Here is a 14,755-nt window from a genome sequence, read left to right as displayed (position 1 = left end):
TCAGGGTTGGACGACGTCGATTGTATCGAGCGCTCGCTGGGCGAGGCCGGTGACCGGCCGTGGCTATCGGGATGCCCGCGGTGCGCCGCTCACGATTCGAGCAGACCGCGGATGTCGTCGGCGGTGAGCGCCTGCGAGAACAGGGCCTCATCGTCCATCACCGCGGTGAACAGTCGCGCCTTGCGCTGCTGCAGGGCGAGGACCTTCTCCTCGATGGTGCCCGCGGCGATCAGTCGGTACACGATCACCGGCTGCGTCTGTCCGATCCGGTGGGTGCGATCGATGGCCTGTGCCTCGGCCGCAGGATTCCACCACGGGTCGAGGAGCAGGACGTAATCGGCCTCGGTGAGGGTGAGCCCGAAGCCGCCGGCCTTGAGACTGATCAGGAACACCGGGGCATCACCCGAGCGGAACCCGTCGATGACGTCTTCTCGCTGTCGAGTCGAGCCGTCGAGGTAGTCGTAGGCGATGCCGGCGGCGCGCAGCCGCTCGGCGGCCATCTCGAGGTACGACGTGAACTGGCTGAACACCAGTGCGCGGTGTCCTTCCGCACGCAGCTCCTGCACGTGCTCGAGCAGGACGTCCAGCTTCGCGGACGAGGCATCGGCATCCGGATCGATCAGCCGCGGCGACAGCGCGAGCATCCTCAGCATGGTGAGCGAACGGAACACGATGAAGCGGTTGCGGTCGAGATCGGCGAGCAGGCCGAGAACCTTCTGGCGCTCTCGCTGCAGGACGGTGTCGTAGACGGCGCGGTGTGCGGGGCTCAGGTCGACGAACAGCTCCTGCACCTGCTTCACGGGAAGGTCGCTCGCGACCAGCTCCTTCGTTCGTCGCAGCATGAGCGGGCGGATGCGGTGGCGCAGCCGCTCGAGACGCCGCTGCCGGTACGGGGCCCCCTCCTCGTTCTCGGGCACCTTGCCCTGTTCGATCGGCTGCACGTACTCCTCGCGGAAGCGGCGCTTCGACGGGAAGAGCCCGGGCGCGGTGAGGGAGAACAGCGCCCACAGATCGGTCAGGCTGTTCTCGAGCGGCGTGCCGGTGACGGCGATGGTGACGACCGATCTCAGCTGCGCGATGGCCTGGTGCACCTTCGTGGCGGGGTTCTTGGCGAACTGGGCCTCATCGATGATCACGCCGGCCCAGTCGATGCCCTGATACTCCTCGGCATCCAGCCGCAGCAGCGTGTAGGAGGTGACGATGATGTCGGCTTCGGCTGCCATCGCGCCGATCTCGTCGGCACGCCGAGACCCGGTGCCCTCCACGAGGCGCACCCTGAGGTCGGGGGCGAACCGGCGGGCCTCGCTGCGCCAGGTGCCGAGCACCGAGGTGGGGGCGATGACGAGGAAGGGACGCCCCTCCCCCTCTTCCACCGCGTGCGCGACGAGCGAGAGCAGCTGCAGGGTCTTCCCCAGGCCCATGTCGTCGGCGAGGATGCCGCCGAGCCGGTGCCGCCAGAGGAAGGCGAGCCAATCGAGACCCTGCTGCTGGTAGGGGCGCAGCTGCGCGTGCAGGCCCGCGGGCGGCGCGGTGCGGGGCACGTGCTCGATTCCGCGCAGGCCCTCGGCGGTGGTTCGCCAGCCCACCGCCTGCTCGGACTCGTCGGCGAGGTCTTCGAAGTCCTCCCAGAGCGCGGTCTGATATCTGCTGATGCGCGGGCCCGTCTCCCACTCGGTGAGCGCACCCGCCTCGTCGATGAGCTCGCGCAGCTGCTGCAGCGCGGGGTGCGCGAGCGAGAAGTAGGTGCCGTCGACGAGCATGAGCTTGGTGCGCCGCATGCTCAGGGCCGTGAACAGCGGGGTGAACGGAATCGAGTGTCCGTCGATCTTCACGAGCACCCCGAGGTCGAACCAGTCCGGATCGGTCGATTCGACGGTCGAGACCGAGATCTCGGGAGTGCCGGTGAGTTCTCGGTAGCGGGTTCGACGCCCGGTGACGACGACCTTCACGTCCGACGCCTCGAACGCCGGCAGAACGTGCGCGGCCCACTCCGCGGCGGCGAGATGTTCGAGGTCGGCACGCTCGCGGAACGCGTCTCGGGTCGCTCCGGCCCAGATCGTCTCCATGTCACGAGCGCGGGCTCGCTCGGCATCCGGATCGCGGAAGCTCTCCGAGCCGCCGGTGAAGGCGACCGTGCCGTGACCGGCATACTCCCACTCGAACCGGTATGCGATGCGATGGCCGCTGCGGAACGCCACCCGCAGCACCGGATCCGGCTCGGCGAGGGCGGGCAGCGCGAGGTGATCCGGTGCCGTCACGGCCGTCTGCCTGGCGAGGGCGGGGTAGGCGTCGGCGAGAAACCCTTCCCGGTCGTGCGGCGGCACGTCGATCGGCGTCGAGGCGTTGATGGCGTTCAGCACGGCAGGCGCGAGCCCGACGCGCGCGATGGTCACCTCGACGCCGGATCCCACGAGTTCCCACCGATACAGTCCGATGCGTCCGATCGGCCGCAGCTGCGCCGCCGGAGCCGGGTGCGCGTCGATGACCGCATCGACGCTGACCGAGAGCGCACCGCCCGCGGCCGGGTCGATGCGCAGACCGATCGCCGCGTCTTCGGCGAGTCGGACGGCGGTGTGCTTCTGCGTGGGAATGATCGGGATGCCGAGCCCGGCCAGAGCGTCGATGTGCTGCCACAGCAGCGGCGTCTCCACCCTGTCGAGCGCGATCCAGTCCCCCGCGGTGCCCGAGAGCAGCGAGTCGCGCGCGATGTTGAGGAAGTCGGTGAACCAGCGCGCCTGCTCGGCATCGAAGCGCCCCGATGAGCGACGTACCGAGTCCCAGGAGGCATCGCCGTGAATCCATCGACCGGTCGATGCGCTGCGCATGAGCGGCCGGACGCAGAGGAGGATCTCGCCGTGTTCGCCGGCGAGGTCGCGGGGTGTCGCCGTCTGCAGCGCGGCGGGCCCCCATCGCTCGAACGAGTGGCGCGGACGCACCCGCAGCTCGATGCCGAGGGCGAGCGGCAGCGTGGTCGACTCCACGGCAGGCGCGCTCAGCAGGGCGCGCCATGCCGCCTGCGGGACGGGTCGCGCGAATGCACCGAACTGCTCCCACGGCTCTCGCGGCGGGGGCGCCGGTCGCGGCGGATCGGCGGGCGGCAGGGGCGCCTGGTCCGGCGTCTCATCCGGGTCGGCTCCGATGAGGATCGCCGCGATCGCATGCTTGCATGCGGAGACGACCGGACATGTGCAGCTGGTCGTCATGATCCGCGGCCCGTCGAAGCGCACCCGGCAGCGGTAGGGGGAACGCTCGCTGCCGTACACCTCGGCGACGAGGGTCTGCGACCCGGCATCCCACCGCGCGTCCCTGACGCGACCGCGGCGGGCGTAGTCGAGGCCGCGCTGATAGCCGCCGTCTCCGGCCAGCTCGCGCAGCGCGGTGGCGGAGGGACGGGGAGAGCTCATGACAGCATCCTCCCCGTCACCACCGACACGCGCTCAGCGCCGGCTGCGACTCAGATGGAACGGGCGATGCGGGCCAGCACGCCGTGCACGAATGCGCCGGAGTCCTCGGTGGAGAGCTCCTTGGCGAGCTCGACGGCCTCATCGATCGCGACAGCGGTCGGGACCTCGTCGTTGTAGACGATCTCCCACGTGCCGATGCGCAGCAGAGCACGGTCGACGGCGGGCATCCGGTCGATCTTCCAGTCGTTGCTGTGGGTCGTGATGTGCTCGTCGATCTCATCGCGGTTGTCGATGATTCCGTCGACGATCTCGCGGGCATACAGCCACGAGGCTTCGCGAGCCGGTTCGCTGGCGGCGCGCTTGGCGGCCGCGGCGAGCACGACCGAGAGCTCCTCGCCGCGCACGTCGGCCGAGAAGAGGATGTCGAGGGCGCGCTTGCGCGCCTTGGTGCGGGCGCTCAAGGTCAGTCGTTGACGCGGCCGAGGTAGTCACCCGTGCGGGTGTCGACCTTGACCTTGGTGCCGGTCTCGAGGAAGAGCGGGACCTGGATCTCGTAGCCGGTCTCGAGGGTGGCGGGCTTCGTGCCTGCCGACGAGCGGTCGCCCTGCAGGCCAGGCTCGGTGTAGGTGACCTCGAGCACGACCGATGCGGGCAGCTCGATGTACAGCGGGTTGCCGTTGTTCAGCGCGATCTGCACCTGCTGGTTCTCGAGCATGTAGTTCTTCGCGTCGCCGACGGTGGCCGCGGGGACGTTGATCTGGTCGTAGTCCTCCTGGTCCATGAAGACGAAGCTGTCGCCGTCGGTGTACAGGTAGGTGAAGTCGCGACGATCGACGTTCTCGATCTCAATCTTGGTGCCGGCGTTGTAGGTCTTGTCGACCGACTTGCCCGTGACGACGTTCTTCAGCTTGGTGCGGACGAAGGCGCCGCCCTTGCCGGGCTTGACGTGCTGGAACTCCACGACGCTCCAGAGCTGTCCGTCGATCTTGATGACGACGCCGTTCTTGATGTCTGCGGTGGATGCCATGGTGATGCGGGTCCGTTCATTCAGAAGCTTCGAGGGCCGGGCGCGGATGCGCGCAGTGAAGTGGCCGAAAAGCGATTCTATCGGATGCCCCGGATCGAGCGATCTGTCCGGACGTCGCCCTTCCCTTTTTCGAATCTTTGTTCTATACTGGTGTCATGGTCATCAATGAGGAGCTCGGCGTGATCCCGCAGTCCGCGGGTGATGTGCTGGGGGTGCTTCTGGATGATGTGACGTGCTCTGAGGTGGATGCGAACCGGTCGGCGGCGCGTCAGGCGCAGCGGGTGGTGGAGGCGGTCGAGTTCGCTCGTCGGCATCCGGAGATCTACACGATCGACGCCGACGTGCAGATGGCCGAGCGGGCTGTGGTGCTGGAGCTGTCGCTGCGGTTGCGGATCTCGCAGGAGCGGGTACGGGAGCTGTGCTCGACGGCGGAGACGGCGGCGCGGGATCTGCCGTTGCTGTGGCAGCGCGCCCGCGACGGGTTCGCGTCGATGCACAGCGTCGGAGCGATCGTCACCGCCGCCGGCCCGCTCGCGTCTCCGGTGGGCGCGCCGCGGGAGGTGCGGGATGCTGCGGCTGCGGCCCTCGCCCGGCTGGATCGTGCCGCGCACGAGTGGGTGCTGACCTGCTCATCGGCGGTGCTGCGGCAGCGGGCGAAGAAGCTCGTCGACCGGATCACCGGCGATACTGCCGCGCGCCGGCACGCCCGGGCGATGGCCGACCGGCACGTGAGCGTCTCCCCCGCCGGCTACGGGATGTCGTGGCTGACCGCCCTGCTTCCCACTCATGAGGCGGTCGCAGCGATGCGGCGCCTGTCGGCGACGGCCAAGCACACCCGCAAGGACACTCGTGAGGGGCGCACCCGGGATCAGATCCGTGCCGATCTGTTCAGCGCCTGGCTGCGCGGGGTCGGCACCGCCACGGCGGTGCAGACGAAGGTCTTCGTCACCGTGCCCGTGCAGCTCCTCGCCGGCGACCCGGTCCCCGTCGAGTCCGCCTCCATCGTCGGCGGCGACAGCATCGACCCGCTCACCGCGAAGCAGCTCTTCCTCGACGCCCGCGGCTTCCGTCGGGTGATCACCGACCCGGTCAAAGGCGTGGTCGTCGACATGGACCGCCGCACCTACCGCCCCACCCGAGCACAACGCGACTGGCTCACCCTGCACCACGGCACCTGCTCCCGCGACGGATGCACCCGCCTCGCCGTCGACGCCGACCTCGACCACGACAGACCGTGGGCGAGGGGCGGGACCACCGACCTCACCCAACTGCGGCCGCTCTGCCCCCGCGACCCCATCATCCGACATCGCACCCGCGTCCGGTACCGGACCCGACCCGATCGCTCGGTGCAGGTCATCTCCCCCACCGGATACGCCAGCTCCGCGCCACCACCCTTCTAGCCGCCGGCGCGCGGCGCGATAGGAACAGGCCGTATCGGGATCACGTTCGCTTCCTCTCCACACGATCCGTGCAAGGCAGATCTGGCGCCGGCGACCACGAGTGTGGCCGCTGCCACCCGACGGAGCCGTCGACGTGGTCATGCAGTGGCCGACATTCGGCATCGGCGAGACACGGGTGCGCACCGACCATGGAACGATGTCCGAGCTGAGCTCGCGAGCCCGCCCGTTCTGGGCCGACGGAGGTCAGAGCAGCGCGGCCAGCTCCCGCACGGCCCGCGCGTAGCCGTCGACGCCTTCGCCGACGACGCGCACGGTGGCGACGTCGTCGAGGTAGGAGAAGTGGCGGAACTTCTCCCGGGCGTACACGTCCGAGATGTGCACCTCGGCGAACGGCAGGCCGACGCCGGTCAGCGCATCGCGCAGCGACACCGACGTGTGCGTGAGCCCGCCGGGGTTGATGATGATGGCCGCGCAGTCCTCGCGGGCCGCGTGGATCGCGTCGATCAGCACACCCTCGTGATTGCTCTGCAGCGCACGCAGCTCGTATCCTGCGTCCGCCGCGGCAGCGGCGGTGAGCTGCTCGACGTCGGCCAGCGTCGCGGTGCCGTACACGTCGGGCTCCCGGGTGCCGAGCAGGTTGAGGTTCGGACCGTTCAGCAGCATCAACCGGCGGGCGTCGCTCATCCCACGACCTCCTGGTATGCGGCGAACATGAGCGACTCGTCCGGCGCCTGCACGACGGTGGGCTTGGCGATGTCGTCGAGCAGGATGAAGCGCAGCATCCCGCCGCGCGCCTTCTTGTCGCGCTGCATGGTCGCCAGCAGCTGCGGCCAGGCACCCGCGCGGTAGGTGGTCGGCAGCCCGAGCGATTCGAGCACCGTTCGATGCCGGTCCGCACCGGCATCGGAGAGCCGGCCCGCCAGACGCGACAGCTCGGCGGCGTACATCATGCCGATCGAGATCGCCGCTCCGTGGCGCCACTGGTAGCGCTCGGCGTGCTCGATCGCGTGCCCGAGCGTGTGGCCGTAGTTGAGGATCTCCCGCAGCCCCGCCTCGCGGAAGTCATCCGAGACGACCTTCGCCTTCATGTCGATCGCCAGCTCCACGGTGCGGCGGAACTCGTCGGTCGTCGGATCGACCGCCCGCTCCGGAGATGCCTCGATGATGTCCAGGATCTCCGGCGCCCAGATGAATCCGGCCTTCACCACCTCGGCGTACCCCGCCGTGGCCTCGTTCGCGCTCAGTGTCTGCAGCTCATCGAGATCGCCGATGACGGCGCGGGGAGCCCAGAACGCCCCGACCATGTTCTTGCCCTCGGCCGTGTTCACACCGGTCTTGCCGCCGACGGCCGCGTCGACCAGGCCGAGCACGGTGGTCGGCACCTGCACGACCTGCACGCCGCGCAGCCAGGTGGCGGCGACGAAGCCGGCGACATCGGTCACCGATCCGCCGCCGTAGCCGACCACGGCATCCGTGCGGGTGAAGTCGGCCTGGCCCATCACCTGCCAGCAGAACGCCGCGACCTCGATGCGCTTGCCGGCCTCGGCATCCGGAATCTCGGCCAGCAGCACCTCGAGACCGCCCTCCGCCATGAGCCGCTCGCGCAGCTCTGCCGCCCGCTTGCCGAGCGTCGGCGGGTGCACGACGAGCACCTTGCGAACCGCCGGGTCGAGAGCCGCATGAACCCGGTCGAGGATGTCACGCCCGACGGTGATCTCATAGGGTGTCTGTCCGGAGACGCTGATCGTGGTCGTGGTCATTGCTGCTTCCTCCTCCAGGCGGCGATCTCCTCCGCCAGTGCCCGCATGGGTCTGCGTGATGTGTCGACGGTGAGGTCGGCGACCTCCTCGTACCAGCGTCGACGCTGATCGAAGATGATGCGCCACCGCTGCACCGGGTTCTCCTCGTCCGCGAGAAGCGGGCGGCTGGCCCCGCCGATGCGTCTTTCGACGGCCTCGGCGGTGACGGTCAGGAAGACGACCGGATGCCGGTGCAGCAGAGCACGGGTCTCGGCATCCGTCACCGCTCCCCCGCCCAGCGAGACCACACCGCCCTCCGCGACCGCCGTGGCGACGGCCTCGCGCTCGAGCTCGCGGAAGTGCGCTTCACCGTGTTCGGCAAAGATCTCAGGGATGGGACCGTGCTCGGCGGCGATGCGCTTGTCGGTGTCGATGAAGGGCACGTCGAGCAGTCGCGCGACCTTGCGGCCGACACTCGTCTTACCCGCGGCCATCGGGCCGACCAGCACGAGAGTCAGCGGATGGTCAGACGAGCTCATCATGGGCGAGCAGCGCCGCCTCGGATGCGGGTGCTGTGCGCAGCGACTCCGGGATCGCCGCGAGGTAGGACTCGAGGTTGCGTCGCGTCTCGCGGATGCTGTCGCCGCCGAACTTCTCGAGCAGCGAATTCGCGAGCTCGATGGCGACCATCGCCTCGGCGACGACGCCGGCGGCGGGTACCGCACAGACGTCCGAGCGCTGATGGTGCGCCGTGGCCGTCTCGCCCGAGGCGACGTCGACCGTGCGCAGCGCACGCGGAACCGTGGCGATCGGCTTCATGCCGGCACGGATGCGCAGCACGGTCCCCGTGCTCATGCCGCCTTCGATCCCCCCGGCGCGGTCGGATGCCCGGGTGATGCCGTCATCGCCGGCGAACAGCTCGTCGTGAGCCGCCGAGCCGCGGCGACGGGTCGTCTCGAAGCCGTCACCGACCTCGACGCCCTTGATCGCCTGGATGCTCATCAGGGCCTGCGCGAGGCGGCCGTCAAGACGGCGGTCCCAGTGCACGTGCGAGCCGATTCCGGGCGGCAGTCCGTAGGCGAGCACCTCGACGATGCCGCCGAGGGTGTCGCCGTCCTTGCGGGCGGCGTCCACCTCCTCGACCATGCGCGCGGACGTCTCGGTGTCGAAGCAGCGCAGCGGGTCGGCGTCGAGCGCGTCGACGTCGTCCGGCGTGGGCAGCGCGGCGCCCTCCGGGGCCCGCACCGGTCCGATCGAGAGCGTGTGACTGACCAGGCGGATGCCGAGCTCGGAGAGGAACGAGCGCGCCACGGCGCCCAGGGCCACTCGCGCGGCGGTCTCGCGTGCGCTCGCACGCTCGAGGATCGGTCGGGCCTCATCGAAGTCGTACTTCTGCATGCCGACGAGGTCGGCGTGGCCGGGACGCGGACGCGTGAGCGCGGCGCCCCGTCCGCGAGACTTCTCGGTCAGCTCGGTGGGCGCCGGGTTCATCACCTCGGTCCACTTCGGCCACTCGGTGTTGCCGATGCGCAGCGCGATGGGGCTGCCGAGGGTGAGACCGTGACGAACACCGCTGGAGATGGTCAGCTCGTCCTGTTCGAACTTCATGCGCGAGCCGCGGCCGTAACCGAGCTTGCGACGCTGGAGGTCGGCCTGGATGGCCTCGGCCGTGACCGTCACACCGGAGGGCAGACCCTCGACGATGGTGATGAGTTCGGGGCCGTGCGATTCGCCGGCAGTGAGCACGCGGAGCATTGCCCTAGTCTCCCATGCCCGCCGACCGCATGATGCCGACTGTGACGGCTTCGTCGGGCAGCTCGCGCTGCGGGTCGCCGCCGCAGAAGACGCGGATCTGCCGCACGGCCTGGAACAGCAGCATCTCGAACCCCGAGATGACGTTCGACGAGGGCCACAGCGCAGCCAGGGCGGAGGGCCACGGCGCGTACGCCGCCTCGAAGAGCGTGCCGCCGACGGCGGCGAGCGGTGTCGCGACGTCGGCGTCGAGCACAGTTCCGCTCGGCAGCGTGGCGACGGTCACATCGACGTCGGATGCCGGTGCCGCGAAGTCGACGGTGCGGAGCTGCACACCTAGAGCCTCGGCGGTCGGGCGCAGCCGGTCGACGGCTTCGGGCCGCCGAGCGCGGAACTCCACCTCCGTCGCGCCGAGGTCGCTCAGCGCCACCAGAGCGGATGCCGCCGTGGCGCCGGCTCCGAGGATGCGCCCGCGCCGAACTCCGGCGATCCCGGCATGAGTGAACGAATCCACGATGCCGCCCACGTCGGTGTTGAAACCGCGCACGGTCTCGCCGAGCAGCAGGGTGTTCACCGCTCCGGTCAGCACCGCATCTCTGTCGAGCTCGTCGGCCGCGGCGTGCGCGACCTCCTTCAGCGGCATCGTCAGCGACAGCCCGCGCCAGGAGTCGTCGAGGGAGCTCAGGGCGGCAGGGAACGCGGCCGCGTCGACCTGACGGCGCTCGTACGTCCAGTCCAGCCCGAGATGACGGTAGGCGGCCGTGTGCAGCAGCGGTGAGCGGCTGTGCCCGATCGGGTCACCCCACACGGCGAGACGCGTGCGCGAGGCCACCTCAGCAGCCCGTGTACTCGGGGTTCGCCGAGCACCAGGCGCGCATCTTCTTGATGCCCTGCTGGTGCTCTTCATAGGTCTGGGAGAACTGCGTCTCACCGGTCGAGAAGTCGACGGTGACGAAGTACAGCCACGGGCCGTCGACCGGGTGCATCGCGGCGTCGATCGCCGCGTATCCGGCGTTCGCGATCGGTGTCGCGGGGAGGCCGCTGATGACGTACGTGTTCCACGCGTTGTCGTCATACTGCGCGGCTTCGGACGTGCTCGCCTTGCCGGCGTTCAGCTCGCCGTAGCCGTACTGGGCGGTGGAGTCCATCTGCAGCATCATGCCGTCGGCGACGCGGTTGGCGATGACGCGCGACACCTTCGGGAAGTCGGGGGTGCGCGCTTCGCGCTCGATGATCGATGCGATCGTGAGCACGCGCTGCTCGTCCTCTGCGGGAACACCCGCCTCGGCCAGCGACTCGCGGGTGCGATCGACCATCGCGGCGATCACGTCCTCGGCCGTCGCACCGGGGTCGAACGTGTAGACGGCCGGGAACAGCCAGCCCTCGAGACTCTGCGCGGAGACACCGTACGCGGAGGGATCCTGAACGGCGGCCTTCAGCTCTTCGATCGGGATGCCCACGCCCTCGGCGATCTGCGGCAGCGAGGAGGCGACCGTGCTGCCCTCGGCGATGCGCACGGTGTTGGCCATGCGGTTCTCCGGGTTCGACAGCGCCTTCAGCGCTGCAGCCGCCGTCATCTTCTGCTGGAGCTTGTACACCCCGGGATAGAACGTGGCATTCGGTTCGTTCTCGATCAGGTACTCGTAGAACACGCGGTCGGTCCTGGTGACCTTCGCCTCGAACAGTGCCGTCGACACCGGACCCCCGGTATCGCCCTTCTTGATGGTCACGAACGCCTCGCCGGTGGCGATTCCGGACTCGTAGTCCTTCGGCTCGCCCCAGCCCATGATGTCGTCGATCTGGGTCTGGTACGTGTTGTAGATCCAGACGCCCGCGCCGGCGGCGACACCGCCGATGACGAGCAGCACGATCAGGGTGATCAGGCAGCCACGACCCCGTCGCCTGCGCGGCGCAGGGGCCGGGGGCTCGGGAGCGAAGAGCGCGTCCAGAGGCTCGGAGCCCTCTGCGTCGGTCGCCACCGCAGCCGGGGTCGGTGCGGCAGCCACGGGCCGTGCGGCTGCTGCGGCCTCGCCGGCCGTCGCTTCCTGGTCCGGCTGAGCCGACGGGTTCGCCGGAGCCGTCTCGCGCTCTGCGGATCCGCGGGCGGCCGCCTGGCGCAGTGCGCGTCGCGAACCGGGGGCCGGTTCATCGCGGGCTTCGCGCTCGGTCACCGGCGGCGGCGCTGTGGGGACGTTGTCGAAGAAGTCACCGAGCGAGTCGGATCTGCGATCGTGCGGGTCAGACATCGCGGGGCGGCTCCTGGGCAGGCGTGATCAACGCACCGGCGGGCATCCCGGTGCTCTTCTCGGTGTCCACGGCATGCTGCAACAGCACCACTGCGGCCACTTGGTCGACAATGCTACGAGAGTTCTTCTGTGTTCGCCCGGAAGCGCGCAGGGCGGTGTGGGCGCTGACGGTGCTCAGCCGCTCGTCGACCATGCGGATATCGAGGCCGGAATGGCGCTGCAGCTCCTCGGCGAAGGCGCGCGCGTCCTCGGTCGACAGCGTCTCCTCGCCGCGCATGTTCACGGGCAGGCCCACCACGATCTCCAGCGGCTCCCACTCGGCGATGAGCTGCAGGATGCGGTCGATCGACGTCTCCGACCGGGGCACGGTCTCGACCGGAACGGCCAGCATGCCGTCGGGGTCGCACCGGGCGACGCCGACACGCGCCTTGCCGACATCGATCCCGATGCGGGTGCCTCGCCGGAAACCGGTCACGCTCCCGCGAGCTCCGACACGATCGCTGCGAGCGCGGCGTCCAGAGCCGAAGCATCCGTCCCACCGCCCTGCGCGACGTCGTCCTTGCCGCCTCCGCCGCCGCCGAGCATGCCCGCCGCGATGCGCACCAGCGCACCCGCCTTCGCGCCGGCGGCGCGCGCGGCGTCGTTGGTCGCCACGACGACGATCGGGCGGCCGCCGACGACACCGCCGAAGGCGACGACAGCGGCGTCGGAGCCGAGACGCTCGCGCACGCTCAGAGCGAGCGTGCGGATGTCGTCGGCCGAGCCGACCTCGCCGAGCGACGAGGATGCCACGCGGTAGCCGCCGACCTGCGATGCGGCCTCGACAAGAGCCGGGACTCGGCCCTCGCGCTCCCTCGCCTCGAACTGCGCGATGCGCTTCTCGGCTGCCTTCAGGTTCGCCTGCAGCTCTTCGATGCGCGCGCTGAGCTGATCACGCGGCGCCTTCAGCGCCGAGGTCAGCTGCGACACGACGGTGCGCTCGGCGGCCAGCTCGCGGAAGGCGTCCTGCCCCACGAGCGCCTCGATGCGCCGGTTGGATGCACCGACCGACGACTCGCCGACGAGGCTCACCAGGCCGATCTCGGAGCTCGTCGCCACGTGCGTGCCGGCGCAGAGCTCGCGAGACCAGGGCCCGCCGATGTCGACCATGCGCACCACGTCGCCGTACTTCTCGCCGAACAGCGCCATGGCGCCGGCGTCCTTGGCGTCGTCGAGCGAGACGATGCGGGTCGTCACCTCGAGCGCGTCGTTCACCGCGCGGTTGGTGATCTCCTCGATCTCCGAGCGGGTCTCCAGCGACAGCGGCTGCGACCACGAGAAGTCGAAGCGCATGTACCCGGCGCGGTTGAGCGAACCCGCCTGGGTCGCGGTCTTGCCGAGCGTGTCACGCAGGGCGGCGTGCACGAGGTGCGTGGCCGAGTGCGCCTGTCGCGCCGCGCGACGGTTGGCGGCGTCCACCACGGTGGTCGCGCGGTCATCGACCGACACCGACCCGGTGGCCACGTGCACGGTGTGGCTGATCAGCCCCGGCACGGGGCGCTGCACGTCGAGCACGTCGAGCTCGAACCCGGCGCCCACGATCGTGCCCTTGTCCGCGACCTGGCCACCCGACTCGGCGTAGAGCGTGGTCTCGGCGAGGACGACCTCGGCGACCTGTCCCTCGGATGCGGTCTGGACGGGCGCGCCGTCGACGATCAGTCCGAGCACCCGGGATTCGGTCTGCAGGTCGGTGTACCCCGCGAAGCCGGTCTCACCGAGCGCGCGGAACTCGCGATACACCGACACATCGGCGAGCTGACGCTTGCGGTTGCGGGCGTCGGCCTTGGCGCGGTCGCGCTGCTCCTTCATGAGCGCGTCGAACGCGGGGCGGTCGACGTCGAGCCCTGCCTCCTCGGCGACCTCGAGCGTGAGGTCGATCGGGAAGCCGTACGTGTCGTGCAGCAGGAAGGCCTCGGAGCCGCTGAGGGTGGCCCCGCCCTTCTTCTTGGTGTCGCCGAGCGCGAGATCGAGGATCGTCGATCCCTGGGCGAGGGTGCGGCGGAAGGTCTCCTCCTCGGCGAAGGCGGCCGAGGAGAGCGTCGACCAGTCCGCCTCGAGCACGGGGTACGCCGACTTCATCGCGTCCTTCGACGCCGCGAACAGCTCGGGGAACGACGGCGCGTCCACCCCGAGCAGGCGCATCGATCGCACGGTGCGGCGCATCAGGCGGCGGAGGATGTAGCCGCGGCCCTCGTTCGAGGGGCGCACGCCGTCGGAGAGCAGCATGAGCGACGAGCGCACGTGATCCGCGATGACGCGGAAGCGCACGTCATCCTCGTGCACCGCGCCGTACTTCTTGCCGGAGAGCTCGACGGCGCGGTCGAGGACCGGACGCACCTGGTCGGTCTCGTACATGTTCTCGACGCCCTGCTTCAAGAAGGCGACACGCTCCAGCCCCATGCCGGTGTCGATGTTCTTCATGGGCAGTTCGCCGACGATGTCGAACTCCATCTTGCTGCGGACGTTCTCGACGAACTCCTGCATGAACACGAGGTTCCAGATCTCGAGGAACCGCGAGTCGTCGGCGGCCGGACCGCCGTCCTTGCCGTAGGCGGGACCGCGATCGAAGAAGATCTCCGAGTCGGGGCCGCCGGGGCCGGGCTGCCCGGTGTTCCAGTAGTTGTCCGCCCGGCCGAGCCGCTGGATGCGCTCCGGCTTGAGCCCGATGATGTCGCGCCAGATCGCCTCGGCCTCGTCGTCGGTCTCGTAGACGGTGACCCACAGGTCCTTCTCGTCGAAGCCCAGTCCTCCGTCGGCCTCGGACGAGGTCAGCAGCTCCCAGGCGTACCGGATCGCGCCTTCCTTGAAGTAGTCGCCGAACGACCAGTTGCCGAGCATCTGGAAGAACGTGCCGTGGCGGGCGGTGCGGCCGACCTCTTCGATGTCGTTCGTGCGGATGCACTTCTGCACATCGGCGATGCGCGGATGCGGAGCGGGAACGACCCCCGTGAGGTACGGGATCATCGGCACCATTCCGGCGACGGTGAAGAGCAGCGACGGGTCATCGCTGACCAGGGATGCCGACGGGACGATGAGGTGGTCGTTCTTCTCGAAGTAGTCGAGGTACCGCTGCGCGATCTCCGCAGTTTTCATAGAGCTCGTGGCATTCCTTGCGTGGGAGCGCCGCGTCGGGGCGCGCGGCGATTGT

General features: G+C 69.6%; 12 protein-coding genes. 1 reads left to right on the top strand and 11 read right to left on the bottom strand.

The window, feature by feature from the left end; genetic code table 11:
• Positions 1–89: 89 nt before the first annotated feature.
• From AB0O65_RS06995 to efp, 3 genes are read right to left on the bottom strand one after another with little or no spacing between them, the layout of a single operon-like run.
• On the bottom strand, positions 90–3,404 hold the full coding sequence (locus AB0O65_RS06995) for a DEAD/DEAH box helicase (protein ID WP_363383813.1): 3,315 nt from the start codon (positions 3,402–3,404) through the stop codon (positions 90–92).
• Positions 3,405–3,454: 50 nt separating this feature from the next.
• Positions 3,455–3,865 carry a transcription antitermination factor NusB gene (nusB, locus tag AB0O65_RS06990; RefSeq protein WP_071643675.1) on the bottom strand — a complete coding sequence of 137 codons (411 nt, stop codon included), beginning with the start codon at positions 3,863–3,865 and terminating at the stop codon, positions 3,455–3,457.
• Positions 3,866–3,867: 2 nt separating this feature from the next.
• Positions 3,868–4,431 carry an elongation factor P gene (gene efp, locus AB0O65_RS06985; protein WP_071643676.1) on the bottom strand — a complete coding sequence of 188 codons (564 nt, stop codon included), beginning with the start codon at positions 4,429–4,431 and terminating at the stop codon, positions 3,868–3,870.
• Between the two features lie 155 nt (positions 4,432–4,586).
• On the opposite strand from efp, the gene AB0O65_RS06980 reads away from it, so the two are divergent.
• Complete coding sequence (locus AB0O65_RS06980; protein WP_363383811.1) at positions 4,587–5,831, top strand: DUF222 domain-containing protein; 1,245 nt, start codon at positions 4,587–4,589, stop codon at positions 5,829–5,831.
• Between the two features lie 243 nt (positions 5,832–6,074).
• Here the strand turns inward: AB0O65_RS06980 and AB0O65_RS06975 are convergent, their stop codons facing one another.
• Genes AB0O65_RS06975 through alaS form a run of 8 tightly spaced genes read right to left on the bottom strand, consistent with a single transcriptional unit; the run spans position 6,075 to position 14,700 of the window.
• On the bottom strand, positions 6,075–6,515 hold the full coding sequence (locus tag AB0O65_RS06975; RefSeq protein WP_191713005.1) for a type II 3-dehydroquinate dehydratase: 441 nt from the start codon (positions 6,513–6,515) through the stop codon (positions 6,075–6,077).
• Entirely contained in the window at positions 6,512–7,591 is a 1,080-nt protein-coding gene (gene aroB, locus AB0O65_RS06970) for a 3-dehydroquinate synthase (RefSeq protein WP_071643680.1), read from the bottom strand. The genes AB0O65_RS06975 and aroB overlap by 4 nt, the downstream gene beginning before the upstream one ends.
• The gene (locus tag AB0O65_RS06965) at positions 7,588–8,109 is read right to left on the bottom strand and encodes a shikimate kinase (protein ID WP_071643696.1); all 522 of its coding nucleotides are present in this window, start codon (positions 8,107–8,109) and stop codon (positions 7,588–7,590) included. The genes aroB and AB0O65_RS06965 overlap by 4 nt, the downstream gene beginning before the upstream one ends.
• Entirely contained in the window at positions 8,096–9,325 is a 1,230-nt protein-coding gene (gene aroC / locus AB0O65_RS06960; RefSeq protein ID WP_363383808.1) for a chorismate synthase, read from the bottom strand. The genes AB0O65_RS06965 and aroC overlap by 14 nt, the downstream gene beginning before the upstream one ends.
• A gap of 4 nt (positions 9,326–9,329) precedes the next feature.
• Positions 9,330–10,154 (bottom strand): shikimate dehydrogenase, encoded by an 825-nt coding sequence (locus tag AB0O65_RS06955; protein ID WP_363383806.1) that lies wholly within the window; start codon positions 10,152–10,154, stop codon positions 9,330–9,332.
• Position 10,155: 1 nt separating this feature from the next.
• Positions 10,156–11,568: an endolytic transglycosylase MltG gene (gene mltG / locus AB0O65_RS06950; RefSeq protein ID WP_363383804.1), complete on the bottom strand. Its 1,413-nt coding sequence runs from the start codon at positions 11,566–11,568 to the stop codon at positions 10,156–10,158.
• Positions 11,561–12,043 (bottom strand): Holliday junction resolvase RuvX, encoded by a 483-nt coding sequence (ruvX, locus tag AB0O65_RS06945; protein ID WP_313478630.1) that lies wholly within the window; start codon positions 12,041–12,043, stop codon positions 11,561–11,563. The genes mltG and ruvX overlap by 8 nt, the downstream gene beginning before the upstream one ends.
• A complete protein-coding gene (gene alaS, locus AB0O65_RS06940) occupies positions 12,040–14,700 on the bottom strand; it encodes an alanine--tRNA ligase (RefSeq protein ID WP_363383802.1) in 2,661 nt (886 codons plus the stop codon). The genes ruvX and alaS overlap by 4 nt, the downstream gene beginning before the upstream one ends.
• Positions 14,701–14,755: the final 55 nt, after the last annotated feature.

The organism is Microbacterium sp. NPDC077391 (genome assembly GCF_040686955.1).
Lineage (GTDB): Bacteria > Actinomycetota > Actinomycetes > Actinomycetales > Microbacteriaceae > Microbacterium > Microbacterium commune.
The sequence above is the reverse complement of the archived record's forward strand: the minus strand, read 5'-3'. Positions and strand labels throughout refer to the sequence as shown.